This window comes from Dehalococcoidales bacterium (assembly GCA_028716225.1).
In the GTDB taxonomy this organism is placed as follows: domain Bacteria; phylum Chloroflexota; class Dehalococcoidia; order Dehalococcoidales; family UBA5760; genus UBA5760.
Window position 1 is genome coordinate 224,735 of the sequence record JAQUQE010000001.1, and the last position, 24,896, is coordinate 249,630.

Sequence of the window (24,896 nt, forward strand, 5' to 3'; positions counted from 1 at the left end):
CTCGGGAACGGGCATGCCTGGTAGCGGTAGCAATCAAAGAGACCGTTAACAAACAATGGCCGGTAGAAGACTCGGTAGAAGAACTGGCACAGTTAGCCAGCGCAGCCGGCGCTGACATAGTAGGCAAGCTCACCCAGCAGCTAAACGTACCGTCGAAGACATACTACCTCGGCAAAGGCAAGCTTGATGAGTTGATCGCTCTGAAGGAAAGCCTCAACTATAGCATGGTGGTCTTTGATGACGAACTGTCGCCGCTGCAGCAGCGGAACCTGGAGCAAATTCTCAAGGTAAAGGTGATTGACCGCTCCGCCTTGATCCTGGACATTTTCGCCCGGCGTGCGCAAACCAGAGAAGGTCAGTTGCAGGTAGAACTGGCCCAGCACCAGTATCTACTGCCTCGCCTTGCCGGACAGTGGAGCCACCTGGAAAGGCTTGGCGGTGGTATCGGCACCAGGGGCCCGGGTGAATCACAGCTTGAGACAGACCGGAGACTGGTTGACCGTAAGGTCAATCACCTGAAAAAACAGATTGAATCGGTAAAGAAACACCGTAATCTGTACCGGCAGCAACGCAGACGGCAGGGTATCCCCATTGTAGCACTGGTTGGCTATACCAACGCCGGTAAAAGCACTCTGCTGAATGCCTTAACCCATTCCGATGTACTGGTCGAGGATAAGCTCTTTGCCACCCTGGACCCGACCACCCGCAGCCTTACTCTACCCGGTAAGGGTAAGGTACTATTTACCGACACCGTCGGCTTCATACAAAAGCTGCCGCCCAGCATTGTCACTGCATTCCGGGCAACGCTGGAAGAACTGGCCGAAGCCAGTATCCTTTTGCACGTCGTCGATTTGACCTCGCCCAATGCCGCCGAGCAATGTCAGGCCGTCGAGCATATTCTAGAAGACCTCGGCCTTGCCGACAGGCCCATAATCACGGCACTGAACAAAATCGATTTACTGCTTAGCAGGGAGAAGAAATGGGACGAGCAGTCCGCCATAGACCACCTTTCCGGACAGGACCTAATAGCCAGCAAAAATACGGCACTTGTCTCGGCAGTAAAGAAATGGGGCCTTACCCGGCTCCTTGAAGTGATCCAGGATATTTTAGGCCGGATCCGGGCCTAGTTTAAGGCATCAAGAAACATGACGCTCTAGAATCAAAATCTAGGGGCCTTAAAATATTTTTTAATGGTAATCTACCTTCGGAAGCAGCATTTTAGGAATAACTCCCTGATTTTATCGTTTCATTAAGATAAGCATCGTCAAAATATGCAGATCGTCGGAACATCCGACAAATAAAAAGGACGGAGACAATAGAAACTCAAATTCCAAATGCTTCCTTAATATCATGGGTTACAAAATAAACCCTCGCAGGAATAATCGGGAACCATTACGTCGGAGTCGGAGATAGCTGAACTGTTCGAAAGCCGTCTTGAATGGAAGAAACAGCTTGAGTGAGAAATCTACTTCTACTTCTGTTTCTGTTTATTATTATGGGCGCACAATATATGTTATGTAATCTACACGTTATAAAACAGCCATTGGGAAATACCCCAAAACAGACAAATGGCTAATTATCATCAGGGGTTAGTCTAAGATAACCTCAAAAGCCCTCTACTCTTAAATACACCATCAGGAGTAACTAACACGGTATTTTCTTTTAAGTGCAGACGGAGAAAATGCGCCCTTGCTATCCTGTTCTCCCAACACCCCGATAAAACCTTTGTAACGCCCTCCCGAACGTTTTACCTGTCCTACCGACCCTCCGGTTACCTGGTGGTGTTATGTCAAGTTGATTTCCGCATACCCTACTGTAATACAGGTATTACCAATAACGGGATAGCGGCCAGATCTGCTCACCGATTTCTTTCCGGGAAGAAAAATCATATGCGGTCCGACCTACCTTGAGGCAGGCCCTAGCTGGAGATACCTCGATAACCATTTCTGCATCGGGCAGCCGGCTGTGCAGAATATTGGCAAGAAGCACGGCCTTTTCCAGGCCGTCGCCACGGCCGTAGTTCCACACCTCGTCAGGTTGAGCAAGACGCCCCGGCCCATCGTATATCGACATCTCAGGCATCTCGCTTAATCTCCGTACTAATAGTGAGCTATCCTCAATTCCCCCGGCACCTTCAATGGAGACCGGGTTACGCTGCATAGCGGCAACCAAAAACGGCCACGGCTCCGTACGTATCAGGTCGCGGTAGGCATAGAACGCCATATTAGCGGTATCGTTACGCTCACGGATAGATTCCAACCGGTTGACGATTTCCGCGCGTGTCATGCCGAGAACGATACCCAGCGGCTCCTGCCCGGAGACGAATTCCTTCTCACTGGCATCAGGAAGCCTGGGGTCGGTATTACAGAACGCAGCCAGCCTCTCCAGAGCCACCTCCGCTTCCAGACAATCAGAAGCCAGCCGTCCCTTAAGCAGCTCCAGATCGCCCCGAGTATTACACTTGATGTTCTCCTGTCGTACCAGATCCTCAAGCTCATTAAGAACAATGCGGTGGCGTAAAGGGGTAATCTGAAATTCTTCAGCATCAATCTGGGCCATCAGTTTATCTCTGGTCCTATCGTTTATCCGGTACGGGCTGCCGTGCTCATAAGCAAATACCCTCTCGGCGCCTATGTAGTTATCCCCCCCGTGCATCGACCATCGAATCTGGAAGCATTTCTGCAAGTCGCGGCTATGCCGCAGGAAATTAACGATATTCTTGTCATCCAGCGGGGCCTTGAGATAGCTTTTCAGACGATCGGCGAAATGCGCATAGGCCCCTTTGTCAATGGTTGCCTGGTTATAAACGGTGTGGACATAACCGGTCGGGTGGGCAACAATCGTAACCGCCTCCTTCTCCAGTGCCCGACGGGCCTGTGCCGACAATGCGGTACCGTTAAACCACATGCTCTTTGTTACCAGCCGCCGGTTGTTGGTCAGAATCCCGTCATCAACATCGATGAAGTCCTGGGAATGCAATGGCGTAGCCATCAGATAGATGTCTTCAAGCGGGATCCCGGCCACGATGAATAAAGCCGCCGCATAGAGCGCCGCCAGAGAAACACATTCCCCCGCCCCTGTCTCGTAGTTAGTTTTGTAGCGAAAGGCATCCATCGCCTCAACCGTCTCAGTCTTCCAGTACGGTATGACATTGCTATCATACTTATCCAGGCCGAAGTGAGCCCGGATGTCCATATCGAAGTAATACCGGTCACCCTCATAGCCGAACAAGGCATTAGACTTCCGGATCGTATCCTCACTGATGAAGCCGCGAAATCGCGCTATTTCACGCTCCCTGGTGGTAAGCCCCCACGTCTCCAGATCCAGGTTAAAGGTATAATTGTCCATAATATACTGCTTCAGCTTTGAGATGCGACGGTAGGGGCTCATCTCCGCCAGCCCGGAAAACCACGGATTATCACGCCATAACCAGATACGCGGCGACATGATATTGGCCAGGACCAGGCTGTACATCAACTCCGGGAAAATAAACACCTCCATATCGGAAAGCGTAACAGCCGATGACCTGCGTTCCATCTCTTTCGAATTGTTTTCGGTCATTTACCCTACTCTACCCAATCTGTTCTTTAATACCGATTAAATAATCACAAGAGAGAGGAGGATATCAACAAGAGGAGCCAGAAAAAACGCTAATCGCAAGGGAAGTGGGCTCGGTAGGGTTCGAACCTACGACCAATCGGTTATGAGCCGACCGCTCTGCCGCTGAGCTACGAGCCCCCAAAAGTCAGTGACGAATTAACCCAATAGATTGATGGTAAATGGTAACAACAAAACCGCCTGCCAGAAAACAAGCAGTTCTCTCTAACTGAATCAGCTGCTCTCTGCTATAGTTAGATTATATTGGCTGGAGAATTTGAAGTCAATACAGAACAGGAAGTCCGAAAGAACAAGGATGTTCGAGCCAACGTCAGCCTTCTGCTTCCTAACGGCTCTTTCTTTTGCGAACGACCAGCAGCACAACAACGAGAGCTACGATTATTGCAACACCTATCCGCCAATCCATTAACAGTCTTCTCCAATCTTCAATACTGGAACGGAGCATCATGCCCGTTCTCAGCGCCTATGACAGAATCCGTTAATGGACACTTTAACCAGTTGGACTCCCCTTGTCAAGTCTGGCGCCTGATATGGCGAGGATACACATGCTTAATCAAAGGATACTCACCGGAAGTTTGCTTTTTAGCCCCGCTATGGCGTAAAATCTACGTGTAACTTAGCGGTGCGGGAGTAACTCAGTGGTAGAGTTCCTGCCTTCCAAGCAGGCTGTCGCGGGTTCGAGCCCCGTCTCCCGCTCCATATAAACTGCGATTTTGCTTAACTTTTTTCACCGCTCTACTCTCCCGTTTTGTATCTGGGTAATCCGCTGTATTATGCTTTTCGACAAAGTCAGTGTTAAGGGGATAATGAAACTCAAAACAGTACTAACATGCTTTGCTTTTATCGCATTAATGCCTCTCTTAGCATGCTCACCAAAATTAGAGAAAGCCACCATTACGGTCACCTGTGAGGATTTTGCTCAGAAGCAAGACATTGTTGCAGCTGCCAAAAACCCGTTTTCTGTGGGTAAATCGTTCACAGTAGCCTTATGCTCAGAGTCATCGGCAGGATTTCAGTGGCAAGAATCCGCGTTGATAGGCGACGGAGCTGTGGTACAGCAGACTGCTTACAGGCCCGGCACCGAACAGGATGTCTGGACTTACAAGACACTTAGTCCCGGCAATACTATGCTTCAATGGAGCACCACCGACGACAGCGTTGAGCAACGGACATTCCGCATAGCCATCGCTGTTGAATAGTCTTGCCTATATTACCCCTATATTGCTTATCAAAGGATGCTACCTACCAATCCGGCATAACAGAGTCATAGCCTGCCCTTCTTAAGCAGCCCGAACAGCCGCATTCTATACGGCTTCCCCGACGAGACGTTGCCGTTTTGTGTTTAGGCTGATATAATAACCAAGGTTGGTTTCTTAAACATCCCGAGCAAATATCTGAACCAGTACGCTCCGGGAAAGATTCGATACGATTTCTGTATCTCCAGCCATTTTTGTAGTTCGTGGCGCATTCGTCTAGCGGCCTAGGACACCTCCCTCTCAAGGAGGAGATCACCGGTTCGAATCCGGTATGCGCTACCAAACTTGACTTTTAGAGCACTCGTTTTTATAATATGCCAGTTGTTCATATCATTTAGCGAACAGCTTCGAGAGGCGGTGCCCGAGTAGCGCAATGGTAGCGCAACCGACTTGTAATCGGTAGGTTAGTGGGTTCGAATCCCCTCTCGGGCTTAGTTCTTGGTGGTTATACGAGGAGGGGTGCCGGAGTGGTTAATCGGAGCAGTCTGTAAAATTGCCGCCTGAAAGGGCTACGTTGGTTCGAATCCAACCCCCTCCACCATCCAATATGTGAGCCGCGATACTAAGTAGACGGAACAACCGTTCGGGAAGGGCTCATGTATAGTCGTCCCGAAGCGGAGCTTCAGTGAATTCCGGGTTTCTCTTTTTCACCGGCTGTTCTGTGGCCCGGTTTTTTAGAGACCGAGGATAAGACTATTTGATCGGAATTATCCGAATCCTGCAACGCAGCCTCCAGCTTTTCCAACCGCCGGCTAATCATATAGAGGCTGCCTACCAAAAGCCTGGCGGTCCGGTTGCTTGAGCGCTGGGTATAATCCGCGATACCCCATCCTACGAAAGAGAGTCCGATGGCAAGCATGAGGAAACTGATACCGATCTGCGTGCTGGTAGCGTTCAGACGGAGAACAAGAACATTCCAGGATAATTCAGGATTGAGGCTTACCTCCGATATCAACTCAGACAATGAAGAGTAGGTCTGATAAACCCACACAATCGCTACCACTACGAATAATGAGCCTATCAGGACAAACCTCATTTCGCTTAATGCACGCGTTACTCGCATCACCAGTCACCTCACGCAATTTATCTGAATCATTCTATCACAATATATAGCAGCATTAGCGAAAAAGCAATCCTGCTCTCTAAATGTTTATCCGCTACAGCCCCCTTTAATTCATCCGAACAGAATCATGCTTGACAAAACCATACAAAACATTCTAGTCTATACAGGTAGTTTACTGCCGTCGCTTGTGACTCACCCTCGCAATGACATCCGAGTATATAGCTGCCGGTTCAGGACTGCGATTCTGCCAGGGCAGTTGATGTCTTTAGGACGATGTAATCACAGGTTGACTTTTCGTCTCTATTACCTTAAAATTAGCTACATCAGTTACGTGTAAAGTAAAGTTAAATTATACGTAAATAAATGTGCCCACATAGCTCAGCCGGTAGAGCGCATTCTTGGTAAGAATGAGGTCACCAGTTCGAATCTGGTTGTGGGCTGAGGACAAAGGGGGTTTTTGAAAATGGCTAAGCAGAAGTTTGATCGCAGCAAGCCACACTGTAATGTTGGTACCATCGGTCATGTTGACCACGGCAAGACAACCTTAACTTCGGCGATAACTCTGGTGCTGTCCAAGGGAGGTACGACCGGCTATCGTTCGTTTGACAGTATCGATAACGCTCCAGAGGAGAAGGCAAGAGGGCTTACTATTGCCATTGCTCACGTAGAATACGAAACTGATAAGAGGCACTATGCCCATATTGATTGTCCCGGCCATGCTGACTTCGTTAAAAACATGATAACGGGGGCAGCCCAGATGGATGGGGCAATACTGGTGGTCAGTGCCCCCGATGGTCCGATGCCCCAGACCAGAGAGCATGTACTGCTAGCCCGTCAGGTAGAGGTTCCCGCCATGGTGGTCGCCCTGAATAAGGTAGACATGATGGAGGACGAGGAGCTTCTGGAACTGGTGGAGATGGAAGTCCGAGAGATACTTAGCAAACAGCAGTTCCCCGGCGATGATATCCCGATAGTAAGAGTGAGCGCCATCAAAGCGCTGGAATGCGGCTGTGGCAAGAGGGAGTGCCAGTGGTGCGGCCCTATCTGGAAGTTGATGGATGCCGTTGACAGCTATATTCCGATACCGGAGCGGCCTAAAGACCTGCCCTTCTTGATGCCGGTGGAGGATGTTTTCAGTATCAAGGGGCGTGGTACCGTAGCGACAGGAAGAGTCGAGCGTGGCGTAATTCACCCGGGAGATGAAATCGAGATAGTAGGCCTGCACCATGAGCCTAAAAAGATAGTGGCTACCAGCCTGGAGATGTTCCACAAGCTCTTGGATGATGCTGAGCCCGGTGATGCGGTGGGTATCCTGCTAAGAGGTGTAGACCGTGAGGATATTGAGCGAGGACAGGTACTGGCTAAGCCCGGTTCGATCAAGCCGCATACCGAAGCTGAGGCCGAGGTCTACGTCCTGGGTAAAGAAGAAGGCGGGCGGCACACCCCGTTCTTCAACGGATATAAGCCCCAGTTCTACATCAGAACAACTGATGTTACCGGTACTATCGGGCTACCCGAGGGGGTGGAGATGGTTATGCCCGGTGATAATATAACAATGAAGATAAAGCTAATCTACCCGGTAGCCATGGAGAAGGGCCTACGCTTTGCTATCAGGGAGGGGGGCAGGACAGTAGGCGCCGGCACTGTCAGCCGCATCATTGAGTAATTATGGCTAAGAAATCTGAGGCGAGAATAATTATCCACCTTGCCTGTACCGAGTGCAAGGAAAGGGGATATACCACTACCAAGAATAAGAGGAATGATGCTCAGCGGTTAGAGTTGAGTAAGTACTGTCCCCGTTGTCGGGTACACAGGCTACATAGAGAGGTAAAATAAGACTGTGGCGGCTCAGAAGTATAAGACTACCGCGGTAGCGCAGCGTACCGTTACCAGCACCAAGAAGAGTTTCTCGATAACCGGGTTTTTGGGCGGTATCGGTTCTGAACTGAAGAAGGTGGTATGGCTTTCCCGGCGTGAGGTGGTATATCTAACCGTGGTAGTGATTATTATAGCCGGTGTCGCCGGCCTGGTACTGGGAGGAGTGGATCGCGGCTTTGGTCAGTTGGTTCGTAACTTCTTCTTGGGTGGTTAGTGATCGGCAACTACCCCGTGAGGTTGAGCGAGGTTTTTATCGTCCCAATTAGTGAATTCCGCGCCAGTTGCTGTAGTCTTGAAGTCTTTCTGAAATCTTTCTTGCGGTGAGGTCTTGTGGAGGAAAAGCAAAAATCCTGGTTTGTCGTCCATACCTATTCCGGGTACGAAGAACGGGTCAAGAAGAACCTGGAGCAGCGCATCAAGTTTATGGACTCTGAAGACGAGATCGCCAGGGTAGTTATTCCTACTGAGGATGAGATTGAGGTAAAAAGCGGCCAAAAGCAAACGGTGAGCAAGAAAATACTACCCGGCTATGTCCTTGTCCAGATGGGAATGAGTGACCAGAGCTGGAAGATAGTACGTAATACCCCCGGCGTCACCGGTTTTGTCGGCGGGGGAGATAAACCGGTCCCTCTGACCAATGAAGAGATAACCCGGATTTTGAAGCAGATGGAAGCAGAAGCACCCAAGCTGAAGATCGGTTTCCGAGAGGGAGAGAGCGTTCGTGTGACTGATGGCCCGTTCCTTGATTTTATCGGAGTGGTGGAAAGTATCAATTCAGAAAAGGGTAAGGTCAAGGTGCTTCTGTCCCTGTTTGGACGTAGTACCCCCGTTGAGCTTGATTTTCTGCAGGTAGAGAAGCTTTAAGTTTTCAGGAGAGATAAATGGCGAAAAAGGTTAAGGCCGTAGTTAAGCTGCAGATACCAGCCGGTCAGGCAAACCCTGCCCCTCCGGTGGGTCCTGCGCTAGGTCAGCACGGGATTAATATAATGGGATTCTGCAAAGAGTACAATGAGCGCACCGCCAGCCAGTCCGGTTCTATCATTCCGGTTGAGATAACCGTCTTTGACGACCGGTCATTCACATTCATTACCAAGACACCACCCACCAGTGACCTGTTGAAAAAGGCGTTAAGCCTGGAAAAGGGGGCCGGAGCTACTGGCCGTGAGAAAGCGGGCACATTATCCCGTGACAAGCTCCGCGAAATAGCACAGCTTAAGGCGAAAGACCTGAACGCAGTCGATATTGAGGGGGCGGAGCAAATCGTTAAGGGTACCGCCCGCAGCATGGGAATTGAGGTTGAGTAGAGATGGTAAGACGGAGTAAGAAGTATCAAGAAGCGGTTAAACTGCTGGACAGGCCGGAGACATATGCCCCCGGTGAAGCTATCGAACTGGCGAAGAAGATGGCCTACGCTCAATTCGATGAGAGCGTCGAACTTCACCTCAGAATGGGACTCGACCCTAGAAACGCCACTCAGCAGGTACGAGGCGTTGCCCTGCTGCCTTACGGACTGGGTAAACAGGTGCGCGTTCTTGTCTTTGCGCAGGGAGAAGCAGAAAGAATTGCCGAGGGAGCAGGGGCAGACTTTGTCGGCAGTGATGACATTATTAAGAAGATAGAAGGCGGTTGGCTGGAATTCGACACCGCTATAGCTACCCCGGATATGATGGGCAGGGTGGGCAAGCTGGGAAAAATCTTGGGCCGCAGGGGCCTGATGCCCAACCCCAAGTCGGGGACGGTAGTAGCCGCCGAAGACCTGCCCCGGGTAATCGAGGACTCCCGTAAGGGTAGAGTCGAATTCAAACTGGATAGAACGGCCATTATCCACGTTATCCTGGGCAAGATCAGTTTCGAGGCTGATAAGCTACTGGGAAATCTGACGGCAATAGTAGAGGCCGTGGTGAAAGCCAAGCCCAGCGGCGCCAAGGGCCAGTACATCAAGTCAGCTACACTGACCACAACTATGGGACCCGGGATAAAGCTTGACCTTAGATCAACCATTGATCTAGGTACCGGTTGATCTTATTAGACAGTTAACAGATTAATAGTTTCCTGTGATAGTGGGTGCCGGCAAGGCTTAAATTTTACCGCCCGCCGAGGATAAAACAAAGACTCTGGACCAGCAGCGTTTTTGCTTTAGCCCTTGTGCGGCAGGCACAAGGGCTTTTTGTTAAGATGCGACTGGTAATAGTGAGGAGGTTAATCAGGTATGTCCAGGGAAAAGAAGACTGAGATTATCGATAGATTCGAAGACACTTTCTCGAGGTGCAGCGTTGGCATTTTGACTGACTACCGGGGTCTGTCGAACGCCGAAATAACCACCATACGCCGCAGGTTAGGGAATTCAAGCATCGATTATAGAGTGGTGAAGAATACATTAGCCCGGTTTGCCGCAGAAAAAGCGGGAAAGACCAACCTGGCCAGTTCCTTTGTCGGGCCGGTAGCTATTGCCTTAGGCTACGGTGATGTAACCGAGCCAGCCAAGATTCTGACCGAATATATCATCACTTCAAAATCGACATTGACTATAAAGGGCGGCTTCTTAGGAGACCGGGTGCTTACTCCGGAAGAAGTATCGACTCTGGCCCAGTTGCCGTCAAGGGAGATACTACTGGCCAAGCTGCTCGGAGGGATGCAGGGTCCTATTGCCGGTTTAGTAAATTGTCTTAGCGCCCCTATAGCGGGGGTGATGAGAGTGTTACAGGCTAGAATTAAACAAATGGAGGGAGAATAAGATGGTAGAAGAACAGGAAGTCAAGATGGAACAGGGTGAGGTAGAGGAAAAAACAGTCAAAAAAGCAGCCAAAAAAGCGAAGGAAGAAGCGACTGTCAGCGGTCAGGGAACTGCGGCAGAGGCCAAGAAAGGGCAGAAAATGGCCGTTGAGGATATGATCGCAGCGATAAAGACTATGACGGTACTTGAGTTGTCGGAGATGGTCAAGGCCCTTGAGACTGAGTTCGGCGTTAGCGCCGCCGCTCCGGTGGTCGCTGCCGCGGCAACGACTGGAGCTGCTGCTGCTCCGGATGCCGAGGAAGAGAAAACGGAGTTCACCGTGGTCCTCAAGGATGCCGGGGCCAACCGGATTAATGTGATCAGGGCAGTACGGGAATTGACTTCCCTGGGGCTGAAAGAATCCAAGGACCTGGTGGAGAGTGCTCCTAAGCCGGTGAAGGAAGGGGTCAGCAAGGAAGAGGCTGCTGCAGCTAAAGACAAGCTGGAAGCCGCCGGGGCTACCGTCGAGGTCACATAGCGTTTACCCGACTTGCCAACAGCCTTTGACAGTGTATATAATCCCCAGTGATAGCTTTCACTGAAGGGAGACAGCTTATTATGCATTATCCCGATAGCTTGATACTGACGATTATGGGGGGAGTGTTTGTCGCGGTCGGTGCCGGCGTCTTTTTTAAGGGCAAGATTGATGAGAAGAAGGAGTACAACGACCTCACCGACCGTACTGATATGAAGGAGTTTCTCGAGTATTCACCGGAGCAATCAAGGGCAGGAGCATTCAAACTAGGGGGCAGAATAAGCATGATTGTCGGCCTGGTTATGCTCGGAATAGTCGGCGCCCTAAGGCTCTGGGGCTAGGGCCTCCTGCCGTACCTTAGTTTGGCAACCAGGAGCATAGCGACACAGCCTGTCCCAATAGCATTCCAGACAATTACCGGGGTTAGACTGAGGTAGAGACCGTAAACCAGCCAGAGACTGAGGCCAACGAGCATAAGAATGGTAAAGGCCATGCTTATCTCGTAGGCACTCTTAAGCCGGAAGATGCGAACAAGCTGCGGTATTGTACTGGATGTTGTCAGTGCCCCGGCGATAAAGCCGAGCAGTTCTACTGAACTCAACGATAATTACCTTTCCCCGTCTTTATCTCCGGACCCGGGTTTATAATACCACCCGCCTCGGCCGGTACTGGATAGCCTCAGCCAGGTGATGGGCCTTGATTATCCCTGCATTTTCCAGATCAGCGATGGAGCGGGCCAGTTTCAGGATGCGATGGAAGGCGCGTGCGGAGAGGTAGAGCTGCTTCATAGCTGCCTTGAGCAGGCTACGTGCCGATTCTTCTGTCTGACAAAACTCTCTTACCTCGGTTGGCATCATTTCCGCATTACAGGTTAATCCGGTTCCCCGGAAACGCTCTTTCTGTATGGCACGAGCCGCCTTGACCCTTTCCCGTGCTTTAGTTGATTCCTCCCCCAGTCTGTCATCGGCCAGTTTCTCGTAGTCAATATGGGGCACCTCGACGAAGATGTCAATACGGTCGATGAATGGACCACTGACGCGCTTCTGATACCGGGAGACCACTGCAGGAGAACAAGTACAGGCCCGGAATGGGTCGCCGTAGAAGCCGCAAGGGCAGGGGTTCATCGCACCGACCAGCATGAAGTTAGCCGGGAAGGTCAAGCTGCCCTGGGCCCGACTGATAGTAACTACCTTGTCCTCAAGAGGCTGACGCAGCACCTCGAGAACAGAATGACCGAATTCAGGGAGTTCATCAAGGAACAGAACCCCGCGGTGGCTGAGGCTTATTTCCCCAGGTTTTGGCCAGTGCCCGACGCCGACCAGACCGGCGTTGGAGATGGTGTAGTGAGGAGAACGGAAGGGACGCTGCCTAATCAAGGGAGTATCTGTCGGTAGTAGACCGCTGATGCTGTAGATCTTGGTAACCTCCAGTGACTCCTCAAAATTCATTGGCGGCAGTATAGATGGTAGTGTACGTGCCAGTAATGTTTTACCACTACCCGGCGGCCCCACCATGATAAGGTTATGCCCTCCGGAGGCAGCTACCTCCAAAGCACGCTTGACATGCTCCTGTCCCTTAATGTAAGCCAGGTCAGTAGCAACGAGATGATCAGGAACAGATTCCAGGATACCACCGGCCTGGTATTCCGGTTGTGGTATCTCTCCCCTCAAATAACCGACCAGTTGTGCCAGCGAAGCAATGGGGATAATCTTTATCCCTTCTATCAAGGATGCTTCTTTAGCATCGGCTTCAGGGACAATAAGAGTGGTAAACCCTTTCTCGCGGGCAAGCGCAGCCATAGGCAAGACACCATGGGTATGGCGCAGGCTACCGTCCAGCGATAACTCACCGAGGATAACGGTATGAAAAACGTCGGCCTGTATCTGTTCGGAGCTTAAAAGTATACCAACGGCAATGGGCAAATCATAGGATGGTCCGGCCTTCTTCAGGTTAGCAGGGGCAAGGTTAACCACTATACGCCGGTTGGGAAAGCTGCAGCCGGAGTGACGTATGGCGGCGCGAACCCGCTCCCGGGCTTCCTGGACAGCAGCATCGGGCAGACCGACGATAGTAAATGAGGGCAGTCCGGGTGAGATATCCACCTCAACCTCGATAGCAGCTCCCTCCAGTCCCACAACAGCACAGCTGATTACCTTGGCCAGCATGACTTTTTACCTTTCCTCTTGTACGACACCCCATTGTAGCGTAAATAGATTCGGCACGCAAAGTATAGGGCCTACCTTCTTGACACAACCGCGTCCTTTGCCCTATACTACTTTGCCTTGATGAACAATCGACAGCTACGAGATACTACTATATTTTGATGAACTGCCGGAGATAATAAATGACCAGCATGAGCAATGAAACAGCCCTGGTAAAAAAGCCCTGGGAGCCCGCTACGGCCGGAACCCTGAATGTAATATCGGGTTGCTTTGGAATCGGGGGCGGGATTTATTTTGCCACAATTGGTGAACTGGATTGGGACCTTCCTGCTCTGATTATTGCTATTGTCGGAGTGGTGGGCATTTCCAGGATAGCCTTGGGGGCAATTGCTCTAATCGGAGGGATATTTGCCAGAAGGAGAAAACTCTGGGAATTAGCGCTGGCCGGCTCTATCATAGCAATACTATGCGCACCCCCGTTAGGGATACTATCCACGATATTTGTTTCAATAGGCAAGAAGGAATTCAAATAGACTTTTTTCGGAGTAGCGGGTGCCTCCATCCTATCTCAACATATGCTCCATAATTATGTTGTGAGCCAGATGGGCTTTATCTCCACCCCGGAATTCAAAGGTCTTGGGCTCAAGCCCTATCGTCTGGATAGTAAGGGTATCACTGACAAAGAAGCCGCTTCTAATGAAAAAACCCTTGTTGTCCTCACTAGCCACTGAAGCGATAAGAGCATAAGGAATGCTCACCAAGGCCTTCTTTTTCTTCATAAACGCTTTGTCATAGAAGATTATTCTCTTATCAGTAAACCCGATAAAACCGCTACCGGCACCTTTCAAATCAAAGACAGCTCGAATGGTCTCATCCGGCAGACATATCCCCTCAATCTTCTCTAACTGATCCTTTTTGTCCACCATGATATCCGGAGCCAGCTGTACCATTATCCAATCACCTCCAGTAAACATAAAAGTGCCAACTATGACAGTATCAACACCCCAGATTATACCACTTCTTAATAACTTGTTGTGCTCCAGTTCTGATGCTACAATGAATCCAGGCAGGAAAATAATTATATGTCGCTTGACTCCATAATCGTCAGAGGTGCTCGTGAGCATAACCTGAAGGATATCAACGTCACTATACCGCGTGACAAGCTGGTGGTTATCACCGGCGTTTCCGGATCTGGGAAGAGCTCGCTGGCCTTCGACACTATCTATGCCGAGGGACAACGCCGTTACGTAGAATCCCTGTCGGCTTATGCCCGCCAGTTTCTAGGGCTGATGGAAAAACCGGATGTTGACTACATTGAGGGCCTGAGCCCGGCAGTTTCCGTCGACCAGAAAGGGGTAAGTCGAAACCCACGTTCTACAATGGGCACGATAACCGAAATCTATGATTACCTACGGCTGCTTTTTGCCCGGGTCGGGCACCCCCATTGTCCCCAGTGTGGGCGGGAGATTACAGTACAGACGATACAGCAGATTGTTGACGCCATCACCGCACTCCCCGAAGACAGCCACATCATGATTCTGGCGCCTCTGGTCAGGGATCGTAAGGGAGAATACCAAGCGGTGTTTGACGATTTACGTAAAACAGGCTACGTAAGGGTACGTATCGATGGTGACATTCATGACCTGTCCGAGCAATTACATCTGGACAAGAATAAGAAGCACTCTATTGAGTCTGTGGTCGACCGGCTAGTAGTCGGCCAGAGCGGGAGTCAGGATCGCATTACCGATTCGGTGGAAACCTCTCTTAAGCTGGGGGCCGGGGTGATCCTGGTATCGATAGTTAATGGTGAGGAGATGCTCTTCTCAGAGCACTTTGCCTGTGTTCACTGCGGCATCAGTCTTGGTGAAATTGCTCCAAGGACATTCAGCTTCAACAGCCCCCACGGTGCCTGCCCGGAATGCAGCGGCCTGGGCTTCAAACAGGAGTTGGATCCCGACCTTATTATTCCCAATAAGGATATCTCCATCGCCGACGGGGCTATCCATCCCTATCAATCCGGGTTCTGGTATCTTGAGCAGCTTGATGACCTAGCCCGACGGCATGATTTTTCTCTCAATAACCCGGTTAGAAGTTTAACCAAGGAGCATCTTGATCTGATACTGTACGGCGAGAAGGGTGATCTGGTAAGTTATCGCAACCGCTTCGGCCGGGTAAGGCAATATTTCACCGGTTATGAGGGTATAATTCCGCGGCTGGAACGGTTATATCGCGATACGGATTCGGACAACTCCCGGGCAGCACTGGAACGCTATATGACAACCAGGGAGTGCCCCGTCTGTAATGGCAAGCGCCTCAAGCCGGAGTCTCTGGCGGTAACTATCGGAGGCAAGAATATTATTGAGATCAGTTCGTTATCAGTATCCCAAGCCCTCAATTGGGTAAAAGCACTCAGAGAAGGTAAGCAGCCTATCCTGAGCCAGCGTGAACAGATGATAGCCCACCAGATTATTAAAGAGATAACGGCACGGCTGGGTTTTCTCGAAGACGTCGGTTTGGACTATCTCACATTAGACCGCCCCTCGGCCACCTTGAGCGGTGGAGAAGCGCAACGAATTCGCCTAGCTACCCAGATCGGGAGCGGACTGATGGGCGTACTCTACATCTGTGATGAGCCAACGGTAGGTCTGCACCCCGCCGACGACTTCCGGCTGATTCAGACACTGAAGAGACTAAGAGATCTGGGCAATACGGTACTGGTTGTAGAACATGATGAGGCCATGATGCGAGCTGCCGACCATATTATTGATATGGGGCCCGGTGCCGGAGAGCATGGCGGAAGGATTATCGCCAGCGGCACCCTGCACGATATCATAAAAGCGAAAGATTCGATAACCGGCCAGTATCTTAGCGGAAAGAAGCGAATTCCCCTACCCGATCAACGCCGCCCCGGCTCCGGGGAGGAGTTGATGATAAAAGGGGCCAGACAGAATAATCTGAAGAATATTGATGTCCGTATCCCGCTGGGCAGGTTTATCTGTATTACCGGCGTGTCGGGCAGCGGCAAGAGCACCCTCATTAATACAGTCCTCTACCGGAACCTGGCGCAGACGCTTTACCGATCCAGGGAAAGAGCCGGTGATTGTGACGGCGTCTTCGGTATGGAACATATCGATAAGGTAATCAATATCGACCAGTCGCCAATCGGACGCACTCCGCGCAGCAATCCGGCCACCTATACCGGTACCTTTACCCCTATCCGTGAGCTTTTCGCCACTGTCCCCGAGGCCCGCATGAGAGGCTATGCGCCGGGAAGGTTCTCATTCAATGTTAAGGGCGGACGCTGTGAGTCATGCCGCGGGGATGGCTTTACCCAGATTGAGATGCAGTTTTTACCCGATGTTACCGTCCCCTGTGAAGTGTGCCAGGGCAAGCGTTACAACCGTGAAGCACTGGAGATTAGATTCAAGGGTAAGAATATCGCCGAGGTGCTCGATATGACCATTGAGCAAGCCCGCTCCTTTTTTGAACACTTCCCCAAGATAAAGAACAAGCTAAGCACCCTCTGCGATGTCGGACTGGGCTATATGTGCCTGGGCCAGCCGGCGCCGACACTATCCGGCGGTGAAGCACAACGGGTAAAGTTATCCACCGAGCTGTCAAAGCGGTCAACCGGGCGGACACTATATATTCTCGATGAACCGACTACCGGACTTGCCTTCGACGATGTGGCGGCACTGCTAAGGGTACTGCAGCGGCTGGTTGACGGAGGTAATACGGTGATTGTTATCGAGCACCACCTGGATGTAATAAAGAACGCCGATTATATCATTGACCTCGGACCAGGGGCAGGCGACCACGGCGGCTACATAATCGCCAGCGGCACACCAGAGGAGGTTACGCAGCAGGCATCATCAATAACCGGACAGTATCTGGTCAAAGCATTGACCAATGGTGTAGAATATAAACTGAAAGACTGACTACTTCCGTCCGGCAGTACTTTCCGGTTGTTCGCGGTAAAACGGGGATGATAGATGAATAGAAAAGAAGTACTCGAATCGATTAATGAGAACGTAGAGAACAAAAACCTGCTGAAACATATGCTGGCCACCGAGGCAATAATGCGGGCTCTGGCCAAGCGTCTCAGTGAGAATGAAGACGAGTGGGGGCTGACCGGGCTGCTGCATGATATCGACGTAGAGCTTACCGATGGTGATGAGAACAGCCACAGTAAGCTGGGAGCCGACCTCGCCAGCGAACTGGGAGCCAGCAAGGAAATGGTGCACGCCATCCTCTGTCATAATGCCGCGCATGGACTCCCCTGTGAGACAAAGCTGGATAAGGCCCTGTTCTGCGCCGACCCGCTGACCGGCCTCATTACAGCGTCGGCCCTGGTCCGGGCCGATAAAAAGCTAGCCGGGCTTGAAACCAAATCAGTACTTAAGAGATTCAAGGAAAAGGCCTTCGCCGCCGGTGCCAACAGAGAACATATTGCATCATGCCAGGGGCTTGGCATTGAGATCGAAGAGTTTGTTTCCCTGGGGCTTAAGGCAATGCAGGACATCGCCGGTAACCTGGGCCTATGATACCGCCCCTAGTTAACTTCCAGTGTGGACCCGTCCGCGGTTTTCCTGACATTAATGCGGGTGGGAAAAGCATCTCTGAGTTCTTCGATATGGGTTATCACCAGTATCTTTTCAAAGTCATCCTGAATTGAGGTTATCGCTTCCTTAATCTTCTCTATACCAATGCTGTCCTGCGTACCGAAACCCTCATCAATTACCAGAGTGGGTAGTGGTGCCCCCGCCCGTCTGGCCAGTAGTCTGGACAATGCGATACGAATGGCAAAGTTAATCCGGAAGGCTTCACCACCACTGAACATTTCATAATCTCGTGTTCCCAGCTCATCCGAAATTTTAATGTCCAGGGTCTCCACCACACTCCCCGACTTTGTCCCCCTCTGTGTTTCCATCTTAACGTGCATTCTATTATCAGTCATATGAGACAATAATTGGTTGGTTTCCATTTCAATCTCAGGAAGAGCGCTCTCAATCAGCAATGCCTGGACTCCCCTTTTCCCAAAGGCCTGAGCCAGCTCCTGATAGATACTCCCCTCTCTTATTGCCTGGGTAAGTAATTTTTCCTTTTCCTGTAACTTTATGTCAAGTTCTCGGCAGCGCTTCAGTTTCTCTTTAAGACCCCCCAGTGCTTCCTGGGCCTGTTTCTGCAGCGCTGTCTGCGACTCATATTCTGCTTCCGCTCGGGTCAGCTCAGCGACAATCACAGGCAGTTGTGCCAGTTGTTTACTCATGACCTCCTTTTTACGGTGGTCACTTTCCAAGCTACAGCGCAGTTCACGAGACGCCTCCTTTGCCTGACCAACGGCCTCCTGTGCCTGGCTGATGAGCCTTTCTGCTTCCTCAAGCTTCTGTTTGAGCCCTCCGTACCGCTCCAAATCAACCAAGCGCCGACGTGATTCTTCATGCTGGTCAGGGCTGTAGCCCAGTGCCGCCAGTTCCTCTTCGATATGTTCCAGCGCCTGTTGCTCGACGGTAGCGAAATCCCTACTGGTCAGATGTTCTTCAATACCGGCAAGAACTCCCCTGGTCTCCTTGAGCTTGTCGCTGGCATGTTCAGCCCGGCTGATCTCCTGACGCAGAGCTTCAACTCGACTTTGAAGGGAAACCCTGTCCCGATTTAGATCGGCCTCAAGCAGAACGATTTCCCTCTCACTCTGTTCAAGCTCCGCCTTCTTCTGCTCAAGCTCGATCCTATTCAGCTTGAGTGACTCGACCTTCCCCTGCTTTTCACCGTTATACTTGATCTCAATCAGCTTTAAGCCATCCTCGGCAAGCTCCGTCTCGCAGAGGGGACATTTATTCCCTTCCTTAGTAAGCAGGAGGCCAAGCTTCTCCTCCATCTCCTTTATTTCACGTTCCAGGTGAATTTTGTTAGACTCCAGGTGATTCAGTCGAGTCATAAGCTCCCGGGAGACCTGCTTCTTACCCTGCAGTCCCTCTCCTCTCTCCGACAGTCGATCCAGACGCGCCTGTGTATCATACAGGTCTTGCTTTAGCGAGGGTAGGCTTTGTACAATGGTCTCCAGTTCACTCACCTGGTTCTGGGCTACAGCATGGTCTTTCAGTAGTGCCTGCCCGGCCCGGGTAATGCTCATCTCTATCTGGTGTTTGTGCTCGTTCATCATGTTGACCTGCCCCAGTTTCCGGTTAAGTTCATCAATCATTTGTTTGGCTACAGTAAAACTCCGGTAGCCTTCTTCTATTACCGGACGTTGATCAAGCAGATCCTGATACTCCTGAATGCGTCGGAGGTGTTGTCCAATCTGCCCATCCCAGCGCTCCAGGTCCTGTGCTGTCTTATCGATATGCTCCTCCAGTTGTATCAGCTGCTGTTTCTTATTTTCCAGAGCCTCCCTTTTTTGTCTGATGCCGTCAAGACTGGCCTTCTGCCCGACCATATGCTCTTCAATATCGGCAAGCTGCCCCGACCCGGCTTCAAATTCAGCCCGCCAAACCGGCTCCTGACTCAATTCACCGGTTATCTCTCGAATGGTGCCTTCCATCTGCTCCCTTACCATTTGATACTCTTTAGACCGGTCTTTGGCCCGCTCAGCCAGTCCATCGTAGAAAGAAAGGCCCAGGATATCAGCCAGCACCTGCTTGCGTTCGAGGGGACGTTTAACGGTAAAAGCATCGGCACGCCCCTGCAGGAGAAGGGAGCTATTGACAAAAGTCTGATAGTCCATATGCAGGATATCGATAATCGCCTGCTGGGTCTGGGTAATAGTGTTTCCGGTAATAGTACGGAAACCGTCCCCATCGGCTATCTGGAGCTCCAGGAGTGTCCTACCCTGCCCACCACTCTTCTTCGGTCGAGCGTGCCGGCGGATAATACGATACGGCTGCCCACCGATAGCGAAGTCAAACTCCACCCACATCTCAGTCTGACCCAGATGGATGAGGTCATCATCGCTCTTGGCTCTGGTCTTCCCCCATAGCGCCCAGGTAATAGCGTCAACCAGGGTTGATTTGCCGTTGCCATTATCCCCTGATATACAGGCAGTGTGAATACCATCAAAGGAGAGTGGCGGCACGTTATCCCGGTAGCACATGAAGTTATGTAGCGACAGCTTGATAGGAATCATCGCTAAAGCCTTGACAACGCAGCTTTAGTTACGTTAAGTTTCATAGACCACTTTTCGATTTGTCTTGCCGGCCGTGGTATCTTTTCAACAGCCGACAAAATAGAATATTCCGATGATGATAAGGTAGATGCCGATCAGATAGGCAAGCACCCGGGGTTTGACCAAAATGACGATGCCAAAGACAATAGCGATGATAGCGGAAATGAAGCCAGGGTTTAGGCCGATATCCATGGTTGCCCCCTCGGTCAAGTGTTTTTAGATTATAGATTAGTCTTCGAGTTTTGTCTATAGATAGAATTAACGGACTAATGGTTGAGGTTAAATGTCTCCTTCTCGCAGTCAATTAAGCAGTGTCATCTTGATGGGAGCCAGAAAAGGGCGAAAAAGCTTTGTCTGGATTTGCAAACTGCTCATCCCTATCTCTTTCCTGGCAGTAATAATCCAGTGGAGCGGCTGGCTCTACCAGGTAATGCCTCTCCTGGACCCGATAATGCAGCTGATAAACCTTCCCGGTGCAGCCGCGTTACCTATTCTCAGCGGAATGCTCATCGGTCCTTACACCACCATTGCCATGATGTCGGTGCTTCCGTTCAGCTTAGGCCAGATGACCCTGATTGCCGTCTGTACTATGATTGCCCATAGCCTTATCATCGAGAGCGCTATCCAGCACAGGTCCGGTATCCATGCCGCCAAAATAACTCTGATCCGCATCGGTGGTGCGATTCTGGCCGTATTGATTGTTTCCCAGTTCTTTCCCAACACCGCACAAGACATTGTCATACCAGATGCTTTCACTGCCAGCGCACCTTTTACCCAGGTACTGAAGGTCTGGGGTATTGAGACGGGGTGGCTGCTTGCTAAAATATTCGGCATCGTCATGGCGGTAATGATCGGGCTGGAGTCTCTGAGATCTCTGGGCTGGGTTGAAAACCTGATCAAGGTCTTCCAGCCCGTGATGCATATCCTCGGGCTTTCCCGCCGGGCCGCCATGCTCTGGATAACCGCCGTCCTTTTCGGCGTACTGTACGGGGGTGCTGTCATCATTGAAGAAGCCGGCAGAGCAGGCTTGAGCAAGGGCGAACTGGAAGACCTTCATATCTCCATCGGCATCAACCACAGCATGATTGAGGACCCTGCACTATACCTGGCGCTGGGACTGAATGCCTTCTGGCTGTGGATACCCAGATTAGTCACAGCAATTATCGCGGTCCAGGTATACCATGTCGTGAGATACCTTAAGGGGAAATATCTTCAATGGCAGACGACAAGAGTAGAATGATACAACCCGTACGGATCTCTCATTCCAGATAGTCCTTCAGCCGACGGCTCCGGCTGGGGTGACGCAGCTTACGCAGCGCCTTAGCCTCAATCTGACGGATACGTTCCCTGGTTACATTAAACTCCTTACCCACCTCTTCCAGGGTACGGCTTCTGCCATCCTCCAAACCGAATCTGAGCTGCAACACTCGCTGTTCACGGTGGGTGAGGGTACACAGTACATCATCAATCTGCTCTTTAAGCAATTGACGGGAGGCAGACTCAGGAGGCGGCAGGGCATTGCGATCCTCAATAAAATCGCCCAGATGGCTATCATTCTCTTCACCGATAGGAGATTCCAGCGATATCGGCAGCTGGGCTACCTTGATGATTTCCCTTACCTTTTCCGTGGGTATCTCCAGCTCGACACCGATTTCCTTGGGGGTAGCCTCCCGTCCCAACTTCTGGGCCAGGCGACGGCTCACCCTCAGCAGTCGGTTAATCGTCTCGATCATATGGACAGGAACACGAATCGTACGTGCCTGGTCAGCTATAGCACGGGTAATCGCCTGCCGAATCCACCAGGTAGCATAGGTGCTGAACTTGTAGCCACGGCGGTAATCAAACTTCTCCACAGCCTTAATCAGACCGATATTCCCCTCCTGAATCAGGTCGAGGAGAGACATACCCCGTCCGACATGCTTTTTAGCAACACTAACTACCAAACGCAGATTGGCTTTAATCAGATGGCTCTCTGAACGTTGCGCTTCATACTGAATATTCCTTATGTGGGACCGGAATAACTGCTCATAGCCCTGAATAGACTCAATGAAATCCTTATTCTCTACCAGGCTCTCTATTTCGGACACGGGAGTGCCGTCTCCAATAGCCTCGATAATCTCCTTGGGCAATAAGGAGCTGTTTAGCGACAGGTTAATCAGGAGATGTTCCACCTCCGGGATCGATTTACCCGTCTGGTAAGCCACCGCCTGGATTAGTTGCTGGTCTATCTCACCGTCGATGTTATCCCGCAGTCTAGTATTAAATATAAGCTCCTCAAAGCTGCTGGTTGGCACCAAATCGACCTGCTCTAAGGCGATGCTAATAAAACTGGAAAGTTGCCCTATCTCCTTAAGCATAGTAAGTACTATCTCAACTGCCGAAGGCTGCCTTCCGTAGTTATCCAGGAATTCCTGCTCGATTTCAGCGATTCTTTTCCCCTCTGCTATCCTTCGAGACAGGGCCTGCTCATTCTTGGCAGTGAGCAGGGACACCCTGCCGATTTCATGAAGATAGATACGCACCGGATCGTCGGTAATCTCCTGCTCGTCTATTTGATGGAGCGGTAATTCCAGCTCGTCGGCTACATCGGGATGAAGCTCTTCGTTCAGTCTTTCATACGATGATAGGTCTTCGTCGCCATGGTCCTGAGGTGAAAAATCCTGAGTTTCGTCGGTGTTTTCCTGATTCATTTCTTACTCCCCTTTATACCTGCCCCTCTGCTCTTTTGGGTAAAGACCTCACCCAGCTGGGTACTGATATCTACCCCCTGCTCCTTCAGCTTGGCCAACTCGGCGGTACTGCCACCCAGTTCAGCCTCCAGAGCCAGTGCCGCCGCCCTTTTTACCTCGAGACTGCGTAGAAACCTCTCGCGCAGGCGAAGCTTACCGTCAGTATATTTCTGCTCTATCCGGTTATCCATTAAGTCCTTCTTCAATAACAAATCAAGGTGTTCTTGAATAGCTATATCAAGCCCACCCCTCCAAGATAGTATATCACCGCTCTGCCGCCAAGTGGTAAATATCTCCCGGTTTTCGCTGTTTTCAAAGTATTCCGGTAGCAGCTCCTGGGAACGCTTCTTCAGCTCAGGGTGCTGCAATAGGAGGGCCAGGAAATACTCCTCGAGCGGGCTGGAATAGACAGAGCGTAGCGACTGTTCCGGAACTCTTTGCCGCACTACTCCTGCCCGTGAGCCAGCCGGTGTTGGCTTGATTCGTCTTAACACGTTTTCCAGGTTACGCCCGGTAACATTGACCAGCCGAGACAACTTCTCCAGGTAGTGCCCCTGACGCACGATGTCATTCATCCCAGCAATGATGGGAAGCAGCCTGTCCGCGGCCAGTGACTTATCCCTGGCCGTACTAAGGTCGAGACCGGCGGTAATCATACTGAAGGTATAGTCCATAATGGGCATAGCCTTACCGAGCAGGTCCTGCCAGATCCGGGCATCTTCTTTAATGACACTGTCGGGATCTTTTCCATCCGGGAGGGCGATAACCCTTACTTCAGCACCCAGGGTATTCTCATAACCTACGCTCCTCAGCATCGCTTCCTCACCGGCAGCATCGGCATCAAGGGCTAAGATTACGTTCCTGGTTAGTCGCTTCAAAATATTAATCTGCTTCTCGGTAACCGCAGTCCCCATTGACGCAACCACATTACTAAAGCCACACCGATGGGCGGTGATGGCGTCCATAAAGCCTTCCACAATCACTACCGCATCCTGCTCTCTAATTGCCGGCGCCGCCAGGTCTATGCCATACAGGATACTACCCTTATCAAACACCGCCGTCTGCGGAGAGTTGAGGTATTTAGGCAACGAATCGTCAAGAGCCCTGGCGCCAAAACCGATGATGTGCCCCTTAGCATCACGTATCGGGAACATCAACCGGTTACGAAACCGGTCATAGCTTCCCCCCGCTTCTTTCTCTGTTACCAAGCCTCCGTTAAGCAGTTCTTTCTCATTATGGCCCCGCTCCTCCAGGTACTTTTTTAGTGCGTCCCAGCTATTCAGACTGAAGCCCAGTCGAAAGCTGACGATGGTCTCTGATGAGAGGTCTCGATCAGCGGCATATTCCCTGGCCTTCTCCGCAGCCGGTGAATTCAAAAGCAGTTCATGAAAATACCGGGCGGCAGCTTCGTTAATCTGATAAAGCTTCTCCTTCTCATCTTTGCCGACACGAGACTCGGACCTCGATGGTATACCGACCCCGACCCTTTCCCCCAGCAGGCGCAGGGCTTCTCCGAAATCAAGACCCTCCTTTTTCATAAGGAAAGAAAAGACATCACCGCCGGTGCCGCAGGCGCCAAAGCAGTGCCAGCTCTGCTGCTCGGGATAGACAAAAAAAGAGGGGGTCTTTTCACTGTGGAACGGACATAGCCCTCTTAAGGTCCGCCCCGATTTGGTCAGTGAAGTGTACTGGCTGATGATATCAACGATGTCGACCCTTTGCTTTACCTCTTCAATGACACTCATCACTAAAACCTGTTCCGTCGTCTCTCTTCAGGTTA

At 51.0% G+C, this 24,896-nt stretch carries 23 protein-coding genes, 6 tRNA genes, 2 pseudogenes and 1 other annotated feature; of the genes and pseudogenes, 20 read left to right on the forward strand and 11 right to left on the reverse strand.

Annotated elements, in window-relative coordinates; all coding sequences use genetic code 11:
- Nucleotides 1-17 precede the first annotated feature (17 nt).
- Nucleotides 18-1,127, forward strand: a complete 1,110-nt coding sequence (hflX, locus tag PHI12_01135) for a GTPase HflX (GenBank protein MDD5509412.1) — start codon at nt 18-20, stop codon at nt 1,125-1,127.
- A gap of 700 nt (nt 1,128-1,827) precedes the next feature.
- Here the strand turns inward: hflX and PHI12_01140 are convergent.
- Both PHI12_01140 and PHI12_01145 read right to left on the reverse strand, forming a co-directional pair.
- Nucleotides 1,828-3,561, reverse strand: a complete 1,734-nt coding sequence (locus tag PHI12_01140; GenBank protein ID MDD5509413.1) for a hypothetical protein — start codon at nt 3,559-3,561, stop codon at nt 1,828-1,830.
- Nucleotides 3,562-3,666: 105 nt separating this feature from the next.
- Nucleotides 3,667-3,738: transfer RNA gene (locus PHI12_01145), tRNA-Ile, on the reverse strand.
- A gap of 504 nt (nt 3,739-4,242) precedes the next feature.
- Here PHI12_01145 and PHI12_01150 point away from each other — a divergent pair.
- The 5 genes from PHI12_01150 to PHI12_01170 all read left to right on the forward strand — a co-directional run bounded on the left by PHI12_01150 (nt 4,243) and on the right by PHI12_01170 (nt 5,415).
- Nucleotides 4,243-4,317: transfer RNA gene (locus PHI12_01150), tRNA-Gly, on the forward strand.
- Between the two features lie 107 nt (nt 4,318-4,424).
- Complete coding sequence (locus PHI12_01155; GenBank protein MDD5509414.1) at nt 4,425-4,817, forward strand: protease inhibitor I42 family protein; 393 nt, start codon at nt 4,425-4,427, stop codon at nt 4,815-4,817.
- Between the two features lie 262 nt (nt 4,818-5,079).
- Nucleotides 5,080-5,156, forward strand: a tRNA-Glu gene (locus tag PHI12_01160).
- A 77-nt stretch (nt 5,157-5,233) separates the two neighbouring features.
- Nucleotides 5,234-5,306, forward strand: a tRNA-Thr gene (locus tag PHI12_01165).
- Nucleotides 5,307-5,327: 21 nt separating this feature from the next.
- A tRNA-Tyr gene (locus PHI12_01170) sits at nt 5,328-5,415 on the forward strand.
- Nucleotides 5,416-5,496: 81 nt separating this feature from the next.
- Here PHI12_01170 and PHI12_01175 read toward each other — a convergent pair.
- Entirely contained in the window at nt 5,497-5,937 is a 441-nt protein-coding gene (locus PHI12_01175; GenBank protein MDD5509415.1) for a hypothetical protein, read from the reverse strand.
- Nucleotides 5,938-6,304: 367 nt separating this feature from the next.
- Between PHI12_01175 and PHI12_01180 the strand changes: the two genes are divergently transcribed.
- From PHI12_01180 to PHI12_01225, 10 genes are all read left to right on the forward strand, one after another.
- Nucleotides 6,305-6,377 (forward strand) — tRNA-Thr (locus PHI12_01180).
- Between the two features lie 23 nt (nt 6,378-6,400).
- Nucleotides 6,401-7,603 carry an elongation factor Tu gene (tuf, locus tag PHI12_01185; protein MDD5509416.1) on the forward strand — a complete coding sequence of 401 codons (1,203 nt, stop codon included), beginning with the start codon at nt 6,401-6,403 and terminating at the stop codon, nt 7,601-7,603.
- A 2-nt stretch (nt 7,604-7,605) separates the two neighbouring features.
- Nucleotides 7,606-7,773, forward strand: a complete 168-nt coding sequence (rpmG, locus tag PHI12_01190; GenBank protein ID MDD5509417.1) for a 50S ribosomal protein L33 — start codon at nt 7,606-7,608, stop codon at nt 7,771-7,773.
- A gap of 4 nt (nt 7,774-7,777) precedes the next feature.
- Nucleotides 7,778-8,029 carry a preprotein translocase subunit SecE gene (gene secE, locus PHI12_01195; protein MDD5509418.1) on the forward strand — a complete coding sequence of 84 codons (252 nt, stop codon included), beginning with the start codon at nt 7,778-7,780 and terminating at the stop codon, nt 8,027-8,029.
- 116 nt (nt 8,030-8,145) lie between these two features.
- Nucleotides 8,146-8,679, forward strand: a complete 534-nt coding sequence (gene nusG, locus PHI12_01200; protein ID MDD5509419.1) for a transcription termination/antitermination protein NusG — start codon at nt 8,146-8,148, stop codon at nt 8,677-8,679.
- A gap of 17 nt (nt 8,680-8,696) precedes the next feature.
- Nucleotides 8,697-9,119 (forward strand): 50S ribosomal protein L11, encoded by a 423-nt coding sequence (gene rplK, locus PHI12_01205; protein MDD5509420.1) that lies wholly within the window; start codon nt 8,697-8,699, stop codon nt 9,117-9,119.
- Nucleotides 9,120-9,121: 2 nt separating this feature from the next.
- Entirely contained in the window at nt 9,122-9,835 is a 714-nt protein-coding gene (gene rplA / locus PHI12_01210; protein ID MDD5509421.1) for a 50S ribosomal protein L1, read from the forward strand.
- Nucleotides 9,836-9,848: 13 nt separating this feature from the next.
- Nucleotides 9,849-9,994 (forward strand) — a sequence feature (ribosomal protein L10 leader region).
- A 30-nt stretch (nt 9,995-10,024) separates the two neighbouring features.
- A complete protein-coding gene (rplJ, locus tag PHI12_01215; protein ID MDD5509422.1) occupies nt 10,025-10,549 on the forward strand; it encodes a 50S ribosomal protein L10 in 525 nt (174 codons plus the stop codon).
- 139 nt (nt 10,550-10,688) lie between these two features.
- Complete coding sequence (rplL, locus tag PHI12_01220) at nt 10,689-11,066, forward strand: 50S ribosomal protein L7/L12 (protein ID MDD5509423.1); 378 nt, start codon at nt 10,689-10,691, stop codon at nt 11,064-11,066.
- An 80-nt stretch (nt 11,067-11,146) separates the two neighbouring features.
- Nucleotides 11,147-11,404, forward strand: coding sequence for a hypothetical protein (locus PHI12_01225; protein MDD5509424.1), 258 nt, complete (start codon nt 11,147-11,149; stop codon nt 11,402-11,404).
- Here PHI12_01225 and PHI12_01230 read toward each other — a convergent pair.
- Entirely contained in the window at nt 11,401-11,664 is a 264-nt protein-coding gene (locus tag PHI12_01230; protein ID MDD5509425.1) for a SemiSWEET family transporter, read from the reverse strand. The genes PHI12_01225 and PHI12_01230 overlap by 4 nt on opposite strands.
- A 40-nt stretch (nt 11,665-11,704) precedes the next feature.
- A complete protein-coding gene (locus PHI12_01235; GenBank protein ID MDD5509426.1) occupies nt 11,705-13,228 on the reverse strand; it encodes a YifB family Mg chelatase-like AAA ATPase in 1,524 nt (507 codons plus the stop codon).
- Between the two features lie 179 nt (nt 13,229-13,407).
- Between PHI12_01235 and PHI12_01240 the strand changes: the two genes are divergently transcribed.
- On the forward strand, nt 13,408-13,758 hold the full coding sequence (locus tag PHI12_01240) for a hypothetical protein (protein ID MDD5509427.1): 351 nt from the start codon (nt 13,408-13,410) through the stop codon (nt 13,756-13,758).
- Nucleotides 13,759-13,788: 30 nt separating this feature from the next.
- Here the strand turns inward: PHI12_01240 and PHI12_01245 are convergent, their stop codons facing one another.
- Nucleotides 13,789-14,175 carry a PH domain-containing protein gene (locus PHI12_01245; protein ID MDD5509428.1) on the reverse strand — a complete coding sequence of 129 codons (387 nt, stop codon included), beginning with the start codon at nt 14,173-14,175 and terminating at the stop codon, nt 13,789-13,791.
- Between the two features lie 132 nt (nt 14,176-14,307).
- Between PHI12_01245 and uvrA the strand changes: the two genes are divergently transcribed.
- A complete protein-coding gene (uvrA, locus tag PHI12_01250) occupies nt 14,308-17,163 on the forward strand; it encodes an excinuclease ABC subunit UvrA (GenBank protein MDD5509429.1) in 2,856 nt (951 codons plus the stop codon).
- 54 nt (nt 17,164-17,217) lie between these two features.
- Nucleotides 17,218-17,769, forward strand: a complete 552-nt coding sequence (locus tag PHI12_01255; GenBank protein ID MDD5509430.1) for an HDIG domain-containing protein — start codon at nt 17,218-17,220, stop codon at nt 17,767-17,769.
- A gap of 8 nt (nt 17,770-17,777) precedes the next feature.
- Here PHI12_01255 and PHI12_01260 read toward each other — a convergent pair whose 3' ends face one another.
- Together PHI12_01260 and PHI12_01265 are read right to left on the reverse strand one after the other, a co-directional pair.
- The gene (locus tag PHI12_01260) at nt 17,778-20,348 is read right to left on the reverse strand and encodes an SMC family ATPase (GenBank protein MDD5509431.1); all 2,571 of its coding nucleotides are present in this window, start codon (nt 20,346-20,348) and stop codon (nt 17,778-17,780) included.
- Nucleotides 20,349-20,432: 84 nt separating this feature from the next.
- The gene (locus PHI12_01265; GenBank protein ID MDD5509432.1) at nt 20,433-20,579 is read right to left on the reverse strand and encodes a DUF3096 domain-containing protein; all 147 of its coding nucleotides are present in this window, start codon (nt 20,577-20,579) and stop codon (nt 20,433-20,435) included.
- 130 nt (nt 20,580-20,709) lie between these two features.
- On the opposite strand from PHI12_01265, the gene PHI12_01270 reads away from it, so the two are divergent.
- Nucleotides 20,710-21,627, forward strand: a complete 918-nt coding sequence (locus PHI12_01270; protein ID MDD5509433.1) for a hypothetical protein — start codon at nt 20,710-20,712, stop codon at nt 21,625-21,627.
- A gap of 19 nt (nt 21,628-21,646) precedes the next feature.
- Here PHI12_01270 and rpoD read toward each other — a convergent pair.
- The 3 genes and pseudogenes from rpoD to dnaG form a co-directional block, all read right to left on the reverse strand.
- Nucleotides 21,647-22,345, reverse strand: a pseudogene (rpoD, locus tag PHI12_01275) (RNA polymerase sigma factor RpoD).
- Between the two features lie 471 nt (nt 22,346-22,816).
- Nucleotides 22,817-22,918 (reverse strand): annotated as a pseudogene (locus PHI12_01280) (sigma-70 factor domain-containing protein).
- Between the two features lie 155 nt (nt 22,919-23,073).
- Nucleotides 23,074-24,861 (reverse strand): DNA primase, encoded by a 1,788-nt coding sequence (gene dnaG / locus PHI12_01285; GenBank protein MDD5509434.1) that lies wholly within the window; start codon nt 24,859-24,861, stop codon nt 23,074-23,076.
- Between the last annotated feature and the right edge of the window lie 35 nt (nt 24,862-24,896).

Excerpts from the sequence above, each read along its gene's own strand:
- PHI12_01140 (MDD5509413.1), bottom strand. The coding sequence starts at position 3,561 with ATGACCGAAAACAATTCGAAAGAGATGGAACGCAGGTCATCGGCTGTT.
- PHI12_01155 (MDD5509414.1), top strand. The coding sequence starts at position 4,425 with ATGAAACTCAAAACAGTACTAACATGCTTTGCTTTTATCGCATTAATG.
- PHI12_01175 (MDD5509415.1), bottom strand. The coding sequence starts at position 5,937 with ATGCGAGTAACGCGTGCATTAAGCGAAATGAGGTTTGTCCTGATAGGC.
- tuf (MDD5509416.1), top strand. The coding sequence starts at position 6,401 with ATGGCTAAGCAGAAGTTTGATCGCAGCAAGCCACACTGTAATGTTGGT.
- rpmG (MDD5509417.1), top strand. The coding sequence starts at position 7,606 with ATGGCTAAGAAATCTGAGGCGAGAATAATTATCCACCTTGCCTGTACC.
- rplK (MDD5509420.1), top strand. The coding sequence starts at position 8,697 with ATGGCGAAAAAGGTTAAGGCCGTAGTTAAGCTGCAGATACCAGCCGGT.
- rplA (MDD5509421.1), top strand. The coding sequence starts at position 9,122 with ATGGTAAGACGGAGTAAGAAGTATCAAGAAGCGGTTAAACTGCTGGAC.
- rplJ (MDD5509422.1), top strand. The coding sequence starts at position 10,025 with ATGTCCAGGGAAAAGAAGACTGAGATTATCGATAGATTCGAAGACACT.
- rplL (MDD5509423.1), top strand. The coding sequence starts at position 10,689 with ATGGCCGTTGAGGATATGATCGCAGCGATAAAGACTATGACGGTACTT.
- PHI12_01225 (MDD5509424.1), top strand. The coding sequence starts at position 11,147 with ATGCATTATCCCGATAGCTTGATACTGACGATTATGGGGGGAGTGTTT.
- PHI12_01235 (MDD5509426.1), bottom strand. The coding sequence starts at position 13,228 with ATGCTGGCCAAGGTAATCAGCTGTGCTGTTGTGGGACTGGAGGGAGCT.
- PHI12_01240 (MDD5509427.1), top strand. The coding sequence starts at position 13,408 with ATGACCAGCATGAGCAATGAAACAGCCCTGGTAAAAAAGCCCTGGGAG.
- PHI12_01245 (MDD5509428.1), bottom strand. The coding sequence starts at position 14,175 with ATGGTACAGCTGGCTCCGGATATCATGGTGGACAAAAAGGATCAGTTA.
- uvrA (MDD5509429.1), top strand. The coding sequence starts at position 14,308 with ATGTCGCTTGACTCCATAATCGTCAGAGGTGCTCGTGAGCATAACCTG.
- PHI12_01255 (MDD5509430.1), top strand. The coding sequence starts at position 17,218 with ATGAATAGAAAAGAAGTACTCGAATCGATTAATGAGAACGTAGAGAAC.
- PHI12_01260 (MDD5509431.1), bottom strand. The coding sequence starts at position 20,348 with ATGATTCCTATCAAGCTGTCGCTACATAACTTCATGTGCTACCGGGAT.
- PHI12_01265 (MDD5509432.1), bottom strand. The coding sequence starts at position 20,579 with ATGGATATCGGCCTAAACCCTGGCTTCATTTCCGCTATCATCGCTATT.
- PHI12_01270 (MDD5509433.1), top strand. The coding sequence starts at position 20,710 with ATGGGAGCCAGAAAAGGGCGAAAAAGCTTTGTCTGGATTTGCAAACTG.
- dnaG (MDD5509434.1), bottom strand. The coding sequence starts at position 24,861 with ATGAGTGTCATTGAAGAGGTAAAGCAAAGGGTCGACATCGTTGATATC.